The organism is Pectobacterium actinidiae, from assembly GCF_000803315.1.
Lineage (GTDB): Bacteria > Pseudomonadota > Gammaproteobacteria > Enterobacterales > Enterobacteriaceae > Pectobacterium > Pectobacterium actinidiae.
In genome coordinates this window covers 701,156-712,838 of sequence record NZ_JRMH01000001.1, presented here as the reverse complement: position 1 = coordinate 712,838, position 11,683 = coordinate 701,156, and the positions used below count along the sequence as shown (strand labels likewise).

The following is an 11,683-nucleotide window of genomic DNA, read 5'->3' as shown; positions in this document are numbered from 1 at the left end:
TTTTTCATCCAAATGCAGGCTAGTCAGCATAAGATCATCCCGATATGATGCCTCAACAAACAAATGACTGAGTCTATCGGCACTATGTCTTCAGAAAAACCATCATCTTCCGAAAAAGCGTCTTACGGCAATAACACAGGCCAGGTTCGCAGCGGCATACACTATTTTCTTACCGGATGGCGTCTGATCTCACTGCCGGGCATCCGACGTTTCGTTATTCTGCCCTTACTGATGAACATCGTCCTGATGGGCGGGGCTTTCTGGTGGCTTTTCACCCAGTTGAATGACTGGATTCCGCAGATCATGAGCCACATTCCGAGCTGGCTGCAATGGCTCAGCTACCTCATTTGGCCACTTGCCGTCCTCTCCATTTTGCTGGTATTCAGCTACCTGTTCAGTACGATTGCCAATTTTATTGCCGCACCGTTTAACGGCTTGTTGGCAGAGCAGTTGGAAGCAAAACTGACCGGCCAAACGTTGCCAGACAGCGGCATACTCGGTATCGCTAAAGACGTCCCACGCATCATGAAGCGCGAAGTCCAAAAACTGGCGTATTACCTGCCACGCGCGATTGTGCTACTGCTTCTCTATTTCATCCCCGGCATTGGACAAACTGTCGCGCCGTTACTGTGGTTCCTGTTCAGTGCGTGGATGCTGTCGATTCAGTACTGCGATTATCCTTTTGATAACCACAAAGTGAGCTTTGCCACGATGCGTCAGGCATTACGTCGCCATAAAGTCGCCAATATGCAGTTTGGCGCCTTGGTCAGCCTGTTTACGCTGGTGCCTTTTTTGAATCTGGTCATCATGCCCGTCGCGGTATGTGGTGCAACGCAACTGTGGGTGGATCGCTATCGCGATCTGTCAGCAACCCTGCCGAAAAAATCGCCATAAAAAGACAGCAAGCACTGGCTGATAACGGCCAGTGTTTTCTATTGTAATGAAAAGATATTTCTTAAGAACATAACGATATAGCAATTCTTTACTTCACTGAAAAGTGTGAACGGGTATTCTCTCTATGTTCGCAAAAATTTCATACAGTTATAAGGACAGGCTATGAGCAAGATCTACGAAGACAATTCTTTCACAATCGGCCATACGCCGCTGGTTCGCCTGAACCGTATCGGCAACGGACGCATTCTGGCTAAAGTGGAATCCCGTAACCCTAGCTTCAGCGTAAAATGCCGTATCGGCTCTAACCTGATTTGGGATGCAGAAAAGCGTGGCGTTCTCAAACCGGGCATCGAACTGGTTGAACCGACCAGCGGAAATACAGGGATTGCCCTAGCCTACGTCGCGGCGGCTCGCGGTTACAAGCTCACACTCACCATGCCAGAAACCATGAGTATCGAGCGTCGTAAGTTGCTGAAAGCGCTGGGTGCCAACCTGGTGCTGACCGAAGGCGCAAAAGGCATGAAAGGTGCCATCGCCAAGGCAGAAGAGATTGTCGCCAGCGATCCGAGCCGTTATCTGCTGTTGCAGCAGTTCAGCAACCCAGCGAACCCGGAGATTCACGAAAAGACCACCGGCCCTGAAATCTGGGAAGATACTGACGGTCAGGTTGATGTCTTTATCTCTGGCGTCGGTACAGGCGGTACGCTGACGGGCGTGAGCCGCTACATCAAGAACACCAAAGGCAAGGCCATCATCAGCGTGGCGGTTGAACCTACCGATTCACCGGTAATCACTCAGGCGCTGGCAGGCCAAGAGCTGAAGCCAGGCCCACACAAGATTCAGGGCATCGGCGCGGGTTTCATTCCAGGTAACCTGGATCTGAAACTGATTGACCGTGTAGAAAAAGTAACGAACGAAGAAGCGATCAGCACCGCACGCCGTCTGATGGAAGAAGAAGGCATTCTGGCCGGTATTTCTTCCGGTGCAGCCGTTGCCGCAGCGCTGAACTTGCTCAAAGAAAAAGAATTTGAAGATAAAACTATCGTCGTTATTCTGCCTTCTTCCGGCGAACGCTACCTCAGCACAGCACTCTTTGCCGACCTGTTCACCGAGCAGGAACTGCAACAATAGCCTTCCGGTCGCACTCGAACAATAAGTGACCAATGTGTTAAAAAAGCACCTATTTAGGTGCTTTTTTGTGGCACAGTTCAAACTTTCCACCACATGTGGATTGCTTTTCTGCATCAGGTTTAGTATTTAACCGAACAATTATTTTGATGCGTGAAATTAATATTCGACAAATACTACGCCCCGCCACATGCTTTTCCCCCTCGCACGATAGCCCACATCGCCGTTTTGCGACTGAGGTTAAGATAATGGGTAGCGGAAGCTGCGGTGTTTGATGGTATTTTATTCAGGAAATACGTTTGACGGTTTTCTTGTCGCATCGTGGCCTGCCCCTGTAACATAAACCAGGAGCTAACCAAACAGGCTAAAGTTCAGTGAATCAGCTAGACTTTAGTTCCACAACATTAATCTAATCCATAAGTTGGGGAAAAAAGCATGTTCCAGCAAGAAGTGACTATCACCGCACCAAATGGCCTGCACACTCGTCCTGCTGCTCAGTTCGTCAAAGAAGCCAAAGGCTTCACCTCTGAAATCACCGTGACGTCCAACGGCAAGAGCGCTAGCGCCAAAAGCCTGTTCAAATTACAAACACTCGGCTTAACACAAGGGACTGTAGTGACTATCGCTGCGGAAGGCGAAGACGAGCAAAAAGCGGTTGAACATCTGGTCAAACTGATGGCTGAGCTCGAGTAACCGACGAGTTTTTTTAGTGAACACCAGAATCGAGTAAGGTAGGGTTATGATTTCAGGCATATTAGTATCACCGGGTATTGCTTTTGGTAAGGCACTGTTACTGAAAGAAGATGAAATCCTCATCAACCGGAAAAAAATCTCTGCGGATCAGGTGGAGCAGGAAATTGAACGTTTTCTGACTGGCCGTTCCAAAGCATCCGCACAGTTGGAAGCTATCAAGAAGAAAGCGGGCGAGACGCTGGGCGCAGAGAAAGAAGCCATCTTCGAAGGCCACATCATGTTGCTGGAAGATGAAGAGTTCGAGCAGGAAATCATAGCCCTGATTAAAGATGAACATGCTTCCGCCGATGCCGCCGCGTTTTCCGTCATCGAAAACCAGGCTAAAGCGCTGGAAGAGCTTGATGACGAATATCTGAAAGAACGCGCCGCAGACATGCGTGATATCGGAAAGCGTTTGCTCAGAAACATTCTCAATATGCCTATCATCGATCTGGGCGATATTCAGGATGAAGTCATTCTGGTTGCAACGGATCTGACGCCGTCAGAAACCGCACAGCTGAATCTGGACAAAGTGCTGGGCTTTATCACCGACCTCGGTGGCCGCACGTCTCACACGTCTATTATGGCCCGTTCTCTGGAGCTGCCCGCCATCGTCGGCACGACAGATGTGACCCGGCAGGTCAAAAACGGCGACTATCTGATTCTGGATGCCGTAAATAACCAGATTTATCAGAATCCGACCGCAGAAAAAATTGAAGAATTAAAAGCCATTCAGCAGCAGTACAGCGCTGAAAAGCATGAGCTGGCCAAATTGAAAGATCTGCCTGCCATCACGCTGGATGGTCATCAGGTTGAAGTCTGTGCCAACATCGGTACCGTGCGTGATGTCGCGGGTGCTGAGCGCAACGGCGCAGAAGGTGTCGGCCTGTATCGTACCGAATTCCTGTTCATGGATCGTGACTCGCTGCCTACCGAAGAAGAGCAGTTCCAGGCATATAAGGCAGTTGCCGAAGCCGTTGGCGCTCAGGCCGTTATCGTCCGTACCATGGATATCGGCGGTGACAAAGACCTGCCTTACATGAACCTGCCGAAGGAAGAGAACCCGTTCCTTGGCTGGCGTGCTATCCGTATTTGTCTGGATCGTAAAGAAATTTTGCATGCCCAGTTGCGTGCTATTCTGCGCGCGTCCAGCTTTGGCAAACTGCGTATCATGTTCCCGATGATTATCTCCGTGGAAGAAGTACGTGAGCTGAAAGCCGAATTGGAAATGTTGAAAGCGCAGCTGAGAGAAGAAGGTAAAGCCTTCGATGAAAGCATTGAAGTCGGCGTGATGGTTGAAACACCTGCCGCCGCCGCTATCGCGCCACATTTAGCCAAAGAAGTCGACTTCTTTAGTATTGGGACAAATGACTTAACCCAGTATACTCTGGCAGTAGATCGCGGTAATGAGCTGATTTCTCATCTCTATAACCCGATGTCCCCTGCCGTCCTTACCCTGATCAAACAGGTTATCGACGCGTCTCATGCCGAAGGCAAGTGGACAGGGATGTGTGGTGAGCTCGCCGGTGACGAACGTGCTACACTACTGTTATTGGGAATGGGTCTGGACGAATTCAGCATGAGTGCGATCTCTATCCCGAGCATCAAGAAAATCATCCGTAATGCGAATTACGAAGATGCGAAGGCGCTGGCGGAGCAAGCACTCGCTCAACCGACAGCACAAGAGTTAAGCAATCTGGTGAGCCGCTTTATTAAAGAAAAAACGCTCTGCTGATTCTGCTTTACCTAATAGGTTTCAAGGTGGCAATCAGCACCCCGACAGGCGATAGATTCGCAGTCGGGGTAGCGAAGAAAACCAATGCCATACCAACTTGAAAGATTAGGGTATACGCTGGCCCAATATTAATGCTTAGGAGAGAATCATGGGTTTGTTCGATAAATTGAAGTCTCTGGTTTCTGACGACAAAAAAGACACTGGCAGCATCGAAATCATTGCCCCGCTGTCCGGTGAAATCGTCAATATTGAAGACGTTCCTGATGTCGTATTCGCAGAGAAAATCGTCGGTGACGGTATTGCCATCAAGCCAACTGGCAACAAGATTGTCGCACCGGTAGACGGCACCATCGGTAAGATTTTTGAAACCAACCATGCGTTTTCCATCGAGTCTGACAGCGGCATTGAGCTGTTTGTGCACTTTGGTATTGATACCGTTGAATTGAAAGGCGAAGGCTTCAAGCGCATCGCCGAAGAAGGCCAGCGCGTGAAGAAAGGCGATCTCATTATTGAGTTTGACCTAGCTGTGCTGGAAGAAAAAGCGAAGTCTACTCTGACACCAGTGGTTATTTCCAACATGGATGAAATCAAGGAATTGACCAAACTGAGTGGTACGGTTGTTGTCGGTGAAACGCCGGTTATCCGTATCAAAAAGTAAGCCACGTTCTACGGACGGTTTACTACGTTTGCACGAAACGGCACCCGGATGGTGCCGTTTTCGTTTCAGGCTTTCCAGCGCGGTACACACAAGCGAATCACTAATCCGCACTGTTCACCGTTATCTGCCTCAATATGCCCACCGTGCGCCAGCACGACTTTACGGGTAATCGCCAGCCCCAGCCCATAGCCTTTGCCAGACAGCGGCGAATCAATGCGAATGAAAGGATCGAAGATACTGGAAAGCTTACTTTTCTCCACGCCAGGCCCCTGATCGGCGACCTGAATCATCCACTCATGTTCATTGCCAATGAGCGACACGGCAACCTGCTGCTCAGGTGCTGAAAAACGTAGCGCATTGCGCATCACATTATCAACCGCCCTGCGCATCAGCTCCGCGTTGCCTTTAATCGTGTAGTCTTCGTCTTCATCCGCCGCGAGCAGAATTTCAACGTTAGTAACCTGCGCTTCATAGCGCGCATCGTTGACCACCGCCGTCACCAGCCCCAGTAAATCGAAATAGGCTTCCTCAATACCGGAATGCTCCGTACGCGACAACGTCAGCAGTTCGCCAATCATCTTATCCATCAGCAAAGCTTCACGTTCGATGCGCTGCAACGAATTATCTATATTATTTGGGTTCTGTCTTATCAACCCGATAGCGAGCTGCAAGCGCGCCAGCGGAGAGCGCAGTTCGTGCGAGACATCATGAAGCAGTTGTTCACGCGCGCTGGCCAGACTGTCCAGCCGTTCGACCATTGAATCGAAATCCCGCGCCACATCACTGATTTCATCATGACGTTTATGCATCACCGGCAGCAGACGCACGTTCAGATCCCCCTGCGCAACCTGATCAAAACTGGCGCGGATCTGGTTCAATGGACGTGCAAGACTCCATGCCAGCACCGAGCTGAACAGCAGGCCGCCTATCCCCGCGATGATCACAAGCGGCATGGGCACGTTAAGAAACTCGACAGGACGTGGAGGACGGAATTCGCGGCGTAACAATTCGGTGTCATAGCGTATCTGATACCACTTTCCGGCAGGGCCGCTGACCTGCTTGATAATGTGCGTGGCACGCTGCACGCCACGTTTATCCGGCATGAAAGCATCGTCAGGCATAGCATTCTGCGGAGTGGACACCAACTCCCGATCGGACAGCGGCAACGGCGATTCCGTGATGGAAATGTAGTGCTGCTCTTGCTGCGGCAGCAGCGATATCACATCGTTCAGTTCGCCCAAGCCGCCATGTTGCAGCGCCGCAGCCACCATCTCCGTTTGTATCGTCGCAATGCGCGACACCACGATTTCTTCCAGCGGCTTATGGCGCTCGCCGTAAAAAGAAAAAGCCAGCCACAGCAGTTGGGACATGACGAGAAACGTTAGCCAAAACCCGAGCAATATCTTCCAGAAAAGTCGTCCACGAATTATCATCAGCGAATCCGGTATCCCACACTGCGCACGGTTTCAATCGTCATGGTACTGCCCGGCAAGGCTCCGAGTTTCTGACGAATATTACTGATGTGCACGTCCACGCTGCGGTCATAAGCCTCACGGCGACGGCCCAGGCATTTTTCGGACAGCTCATCTTTTGACACCACCCGCTCGGGGTAACGCAGTAGCAGCTCCAGCAAATTAAATTCAGAGGCCGTCAGATCAAACGGCTTCCCGCGCCATTCGCTAATGCGCGTTGCTGGGTTCAATACCAGATCGCCACTGGCCGCCAGACTCTCGTCCCGTTTTGTGTTCGGCTGATCGTCATAGCGACGTAACACCGCTCGCAGTCTCGCCACCAGCTCACGCGGATAGCAAGGTTTAGGCATATAGTCATCCGCACCCATTTCCAGACCGATGACCCTGTCGATATTATCGCCTCTCGCCGTCAGCATAATAACGGGCAACTGCTGGGTTTTTCTGATCTGACGCAGCACGTCAATCCCGCTCATATCCGGCAGCATGACATCCAAAATCATCGCGGTGTAATCCCCCGACATCGCGCCCTCGACGCCCTCTTTGCCCGTCAGTACCCGTGAGGTCGAAAACCCTTCCGCATTCAGATACTCACAAAGCATATCGCCCAGTTCTACGTCGTCATCGACCAGTAAAATATTCATATCCTGTCCTTATTAATCGGGTATACCCTACCTATTCGAGTTGCGGGAAGGAAACGCACATGCAACTTGAAGTATGATGGATATAGATGACGTATTCTCAGGCCTGGCGTGAATATTCGCAGCCAGATTTACTTAATCCTTACCATTTATTGCAGCAAAGATTACCGCTACCTTTACGGACTCGGGGTAAATTACTCACCTGAGTTATTTACTCCCGTTCAGATGCATTCATTAAGGACGACTTCCCCTGATGCAATCACGATTTTTTACACGACGCCGTACGACGATCGCGCTTGGTCTTATCGCCGCTGCCGTGCTGCTTCATTTGTTTTTCAACAAGCCATCGCCCGCGCCCAATGCGCTTACCGCCACCGCAGAGATCGCGGATCTTGAACAAACGGTACTCGCTGACGGCAAAATTGAGGCGCAGAAGCTGGTCAGCGTCGGTGCACAGGCCTCAGGGCAAATCAAAGCGCTGCACGTCGAACTCGGCGATAAGGTGAAAAAAGGCCAATTGATCGCCGAGATTGATGACCTCACCCAGCAAGACACGCTAAAAAACAGTGAGGCGGCGTTAAAAAACATTCAGGCGCAGCGCACTGCCAAACTGGCAGAATTGCGTAATAACGAATTAAGCTGGCAACGTCAGCAAATGTTGATGAAACGTGGCGTCGGCGCACAGGCTGACTACGATAGCGCGAAAGCGACGCTGGATGCCACCCGAGCCAACATCGACGCGCTGGACGCCCAAATCATTCAGGCACAGATTACCGTCAACACCGCCAAGGTTAATCTGGGATACACCCAAATCCGTTCACCGATGGACGGCACCGTGGTGTCTATTCCTGTTGAAGCAGGGCAAACGGTCAACGCGATTCAGACGACGCCGACCATCGCTAAAGTCGCCAATCTGGACACCATGACCATCAAGGTGAAAATCTCAGAGGCTGACGTCGTCAAGGTAAAAACCGGCATGCCCGTGTGGTTCAGTATTCTGGGTGAGCCGACTAACCGTTACGAAGCCACACTGAGCTCGATTGAACCCGCGCCAGACTCCATCGACACAGACTCGACCACGACGTCATCCAGTTCGAGCAGCAGTACCAGTTCATCATCCAGCACCGCAATCTATTACAACGGCCTGTTCGATGTGAAGAACCCTGGCGGCGTATTGCGCATTTCCATGACAGCACAGGTGTATATTCTGCTGTCTTCGGTGAAAAATGCCATTGTCGTTCCAGCGACAGCGTTAACCTCACGCGATGGCATGTGGTACGTGCAGGTCGTGAATGCGAATAAAAAGATCGAATCACGTCTAGTCACACTCGGTCTGAATGATAACGTGCGCACTCAGATCCGTTCGGGGCTCAGCGTTGGGGAACAGGTGGTCATCAGTCCATCATCCGGTGATGTCGCGTCTACGCATCCCGGCCCGCCGATGGGGATGTAACACATGTCCACCTCCTTACTTAAGCTAACCGGTATTACCCGCCGCTTTTCCAGCGGCGAACAGGATGTCACCGTCCTCAAGGACATCAATCTGACCATCAATCAGGGAGAGATGGTGGCGATTGTCGGTGCGTCCGGGTCGGGAAAATCCACGCTGATGAATATTCTCGGCTGTCTGGATAAACCGTCCTCCGGTGATTATCAAGTGGCAGGACGCGCCGTTGGCAAACTGGACAACGACCAGCTCGCGGAACTGCGCCGCGAGCATTTCGGCTTTATTTTCCAGCGCTATCATCTGCTCGGCGACCTCAGCGCGCTGGGGAATGTTGAAGTTCCAGCCATTTATGCTGGAAAGAGCCGGCTGGCACGCCGTCAACGAGCGGCAGAGCTGCTAACTCGGCTAGGGCTGGAAAATCGTCTCCACTATCGTCCCAGCCAGCTTTCCGGCGGCCAGCAGCAGCGCGTGAGTATCGCGCGGGCGCTGATGAACGGCGGCGGCATCATTCTGGCGGATGAACCCACCGGTGCGCTGGACACTCACAGCGGCAACGAGGTGCTGAGCATACTTCGCGATCTGCACAGACAAGGTAATACCGTCGTGATCGTGACCCACGATATGACGATCGCCGAACACGCTCAGCGCATCATCGAACTGCGCGATGGTGAAGTGATTGCCGATCGACAAACGCGTCCCGAAGCGGCCACAGAACCGCCCTCGAAAGCCGCAAGCTCTCCAGCGACTTCCGCCCTGAATCAGTTCAAAGATCGCTTTATTGACGCGTTTAAAATGGCGCTGTTGGCAATGAACGCCCAGCGGATGCGCACCTTTCTGACCATGCTCGGCATCATCATCGGCATTGCGTCTGTCGTCTCGGTCGTCGCACTGGGAAAAGGCTCACAGGAGCAAGTGCTGGCAGACATCAATTCGATGGGCACCAGCACGCTGGAAATTTTCCCCGGCAAAGACTTCGGCGACATGGACGCCAGCGCCATCCAAACGCTGCGGGCCAGTGATATCCAGCCGCTGACACAGCAGCCCTACGTACATAGCGTCACGCCGTCTATCTCCACCAGCGTCACGATGCGCTACGGTAACATTGCCGTTTCCGCCAGCGTCTCCGGGGTGGGTGAACAGTTCTTCACCGTACGTGGTTATACGCTGCAACGCGGCGTGCTTTTCCCTCGCAGCAGCGTTGATGAACTGACGCAGGACGCCGTGATTGACAAAAACACGCTTAACAAGCTCTTTCCTCACGGCGAAGATCCCATTGGGCAAGTGATTCTACTGGGCTCGCTGCCCGTACGGATTATCGGCGTCGTCAGCAAGAATCAGGGCGGCTTCGGCAGCGATGAAAACCTGAATGTGTGGGTGCCGTACACGACGGTGATGAAACGCATGGTTGGGCAGTCCTACCTGAAAAGCATCACGGTGCGGGTGAAAGACAATGTTGATATGAACGTCGCCGAGAAAAGCATCACTACACTGCTAACGCAGCGGCACGGCACGAAAGATTTCTTTATCATGAACACCGACAGTATCCGTCAGATGATCGAAAAAACCACCACCACGCTCACGCTGCTGGTGTCGATGATCGCACTGATTTCGCTGCTGGTCGGCGGTATCGGCGTGATGAACATCATGCTGGTATCCGTCACCGAGCGAACCCGAGAGATCGGCGTTCGTATGGCGGTTGGCGCACGCACCAGCGATATTATGCAGCAGTTTCTGATCGAAGCTGTGCTGGTTTGCCTGTTCGGCGGCGTCATCGGCGTGGCGCTGTCGCTGGCAATCGGCGTGCTGTTCGCACAGTTCAGCAGCAATTTCGCGATGATCTATTCCAGTTCCTCGATTATTGCCGCGTTCCTGTGCTCCAGCCTGATCGGTATTATCTTCGGCTTCTTCCCCGCCCGTCGTGCCGCACGGATGGAACCGATTCACGCGCTGGAGCGGGAATAGCCAACGCACATGCAACTCGAAGTATGACGAGTAACGTTAATCAAATACCCCGGTGGACAGATACCGATCGCCGCGATCGCAGGCGATTGCCACAATCACGCTGCCGGGGTTTTCCGCCGCAACCCGCAACGCACCGGCCACCGCACCACCGGAACTGACGCCACAGAAGATGCCTTCCTGACGCGCCAGTTGTCGCAGCGTATTCTCGGCGTCCACCTGCGTCATATCCAGAATGCGATCAACCAGATCGGCACGAAAAATCCCTGGCATATAGTCTGGTGTCCAGCGGCGAATACCGGGAATATGGCTCCCCTCCGCAGGCTGTAGCCCGACCGTACAGATTGCCGGATTCTGCTGCTTCAGATAACGACTGACGCCGGAAATTGTGCCGGTCGTTCCCATACTAGAAATAAAATGGGTCAGCTTGCCCGCCGTCTGCTGCCAGATTTCCGGACCAGTAGTCAGAAAATGCGCCAGCGAATTGTCAGGGTTATTAAACTGATCGAGCGTTTTCCCTTCCCCCGCCAGCACCATCTGTTTCGCCCGATCCCTCGCCCCTTCCATCCCCAACTTGCGATTAACCAACACCAGCTCTGCGCCATACGCGCGCATCGCAGTCTGGCGTTCATAGCTCATGTTGTCCGGCATTAGCAGGCGCAGCCGGTAGCCTTTTACCGCTGCAATCATCGCCAGCGCAATGCCGGTGTTCCCGCTGGTCGCTTCAATGAGCCGATCACCAGGTGCGATGTCACCACGATTTTCCGCCTGTTGGATCATGGAGAACGCGGCGCGATCTTTTACCGATCCGGCTGGGTTATTCCCTTCCAGCTTCAGCCAGATTTCACTGTTCAATCCCTGTGTTATGCGCTGCAATTTCACCAGCGGGGTATTGCCAATATACTGCTCAAGCGTTGTCACAAGTTGAGTCCTAAAAAGTCTCACCCACTTACGGAGTGAACGATAAAATTAACGTTGCTGACAACCCCATGATGGTTAATTCGAGATACCCGGGGCGAC

At 52.4% G+C, this 11,683-nt stretch carries 10 protein-coding genes; 7 read left to right on the top strand and 3 right to left on the bottom strand.

From position 1 onward, the window contains the following. Positions 1–63 precede the first annotated feature (63 nt). The 5 genes from cysZ to crr all read left to right on the top strand — a co-directional run bounded on the left by cysZ (position 64) and on the right by crr (position 5,147). Positions 64–894 (top strand): sulfate transporter CysZ, encoded by an 831-nt coding sequence (cysZ, locus tag KKH3_RS03010; RefSeq protein ID WP_039355619.1) that lies wholly within the window; start codon positions 64–66, stop codon positions 892–894. A gap of 162 nt (positions 895–1,056) precedes the next feature. Continuing rightward, positions 1,057–2,025 carry a cysteine synthase A gene (cysK, locus tag KKH3_RS03005; RefSeq protein WP_039355618.1) on the top strand — a complete coding sequence of 323 codons (969 nt, stop codon included), beginning with the start codon at positions 1,057–1,059 and terminating at the stop codon, positions 2,023–2,025. A gap of 432 nt (positions 2,026–2,457) precedes the next feature. Further along, entirely contained in the window at positions 2,458–2,715 is a 258-nt protein-coding gene (gene ptsH, locus KKH3_RS03000) for a phosphocarrier protein Hpr (RefSeq protein WP_005971891.1), read from the top strand. A gap of 46 nt (positions 2,716–2,761) precedes the next feature. Then, positions 2,762–4,489: a phosphoenolpyruvate-protein phosphotransferase PtsI gene (ptsI, locus tag KKH3_RS02995; RefSeq protein WP_039355617.1), complete on the top strand. Its 1,728-nt coding sequence runs from the start codon at positions 2,762–2,764 to the stop codon at positions 4,487–4,489. 148 nt (positions 4,490–4,637) lie between these two features. Then, positions 4,638–5,147 carry a PTS glucose transporter subunit IIA gene (crr, locus tag KKH3_RS02990; RefSeq protein WP_039355616.1) on the top strand — a complete coding sequence of 170 codons (510 nt, stop codon included), beginning with the start codon at positions 4,638–4,640 and terminating at the stop codon, positions 5,145–5,147. A 65-nt stretch (positions 5,148–5,212) separates the two neighbouring features. Here the strand turns inward: crr and KKH3_RS02985 are convergent, their stop codons facing one another. Both KKH3_RS02985 and KKH3_RS02980 read right to left on the bottom strand, forming a co-directional pair. Next, a complete protein-coding gene (locus tag KKH3_RS02985; protein WP_039355615.1) occupies positions 5,213–6,580 on the bottom strand; it encodes an ATP-binding protein in 1,368 nt (455 codons plus the stop codon). After that, positions 6,580–7,260: a response regulator transcription factor gene (locus tag KKH3_RS02980; protein ID WP_039355614.1), complete on the bottom strand. Its 681-nt coding sequence runs from the start codon at positions 7,258–7,260 to the stop codon at positions 6,580–6,582. The genes KKH3_RS02985 and KKH3_RS02980 overlap by 1 nt, the downstream gene beginning before the upstream one ends. Before the next feature lie 250 nt (positions 7,261–7,510). Between KKH3_RS02980 and KKH3_RS02975 the strand changes: the two genes are divergently transcribed. Together KKH3_RS02975 and KKH3_RS02970 are read left to right on the top strand one after the other, a co-directional pair. Continuing rightward, positions 7,511–8,710, top strand: a complete 1,200-nt coding sequence (locus tag KKH3_RS02975) for an efflux RND transporter periplasmic adaptor subunit (RefSeq protein WP_039355613.1) — start codon at positions 7,511–7,513, stop codon at positions 8,708–8,710. Between the two features lie 3 nt (positions 8,711–8,713). After that, entirely contained in the window at positions 8,714–10,666 is a 1,953-nt protein-coding gene (locus KKH3_RS02970) for a MacB family efflux pump subunit (RefSeq protein ID WP_039355612.1), read from the top strand. 36 nt (positions 10,667–10,702) lie between these two features. On the opposite strand, the gene cysM is transcribed toward KKH3_RS02970, so the two are convergent. Next, positions 10,703–11,584, bottom strand: coding sequence for a cysteine synthase CysM (gene cysM, locus KKH3_RS02965; protein ID WP_039355611.1), 882 nt, complete (start codon positions 11,582–11,584; stop codon positions 10,703–10,705). Between the last annotated feature and the right edge of the window lie 99 nt (positions 11,585–11,683).

Bases quoted from the DNA above. Each gene is read 5' to 3' on its own strand.
- KKH3_RS02970 (WP_039355612.1), top strand. From the start codon at position 8,714: ATGTCCACCTCCTTACTTAAGCTAACCGGTATTACCCGCCGCTTTTCC.
- KKH3_RS02980 (WP_039355614.1), bottom strand. From the start codon at position 7,260: ATGAATATTTTACTGGTCGATGACGACGTAGAACTGGGCGATATGCTT.
- cysZ (WP_039355619.1), top strand. From the start codon at position 64: ATGACTGAGTCTATCGGCACTATGTCTTCAGAAAAACCATCATCTTCC.
- crr (WP_039355616.1), top strand. From the start codon at position 4,638: ATGGGTTTGTTCGATAAATTGAAGTCTCTGGTTTCTGACGACAAAAAA.
- cysK (WP_039355618.1), top strand. From the start codon at position 1,057: ATGAGCAAGATCTACGAAGACAATTCTTTCACAATCGGCCATACGCCG.
- ptsH (WP_005971891.1), top strand. From the start codon at position 2,458: ATGTTCCAGCAAGAAGTGACTATCACCGCACCAAATGGCCTGCACACT.
- KKH3_RS02975 (WP_039355613.1), top strand. From the start codon at position 7,511: ATGCAATCACGATTTTTTACACGACGCCGTACGACGATCGCGCTTGGT.
- KKH3_RS02985 (WP_039355615.1), bottom strand. From the start codon at position 6,580: ATGATAATTCGTGGACGACTTTTCTGGAAGATATTGCTCGGGTTTTGG.
- ptsI (WP_039355617.1), top strand. From the start codon at position 2,762: ATGATTTCAGGCATATTAGTATCACCGGGTATTGCTTTTGGTAAGGCA.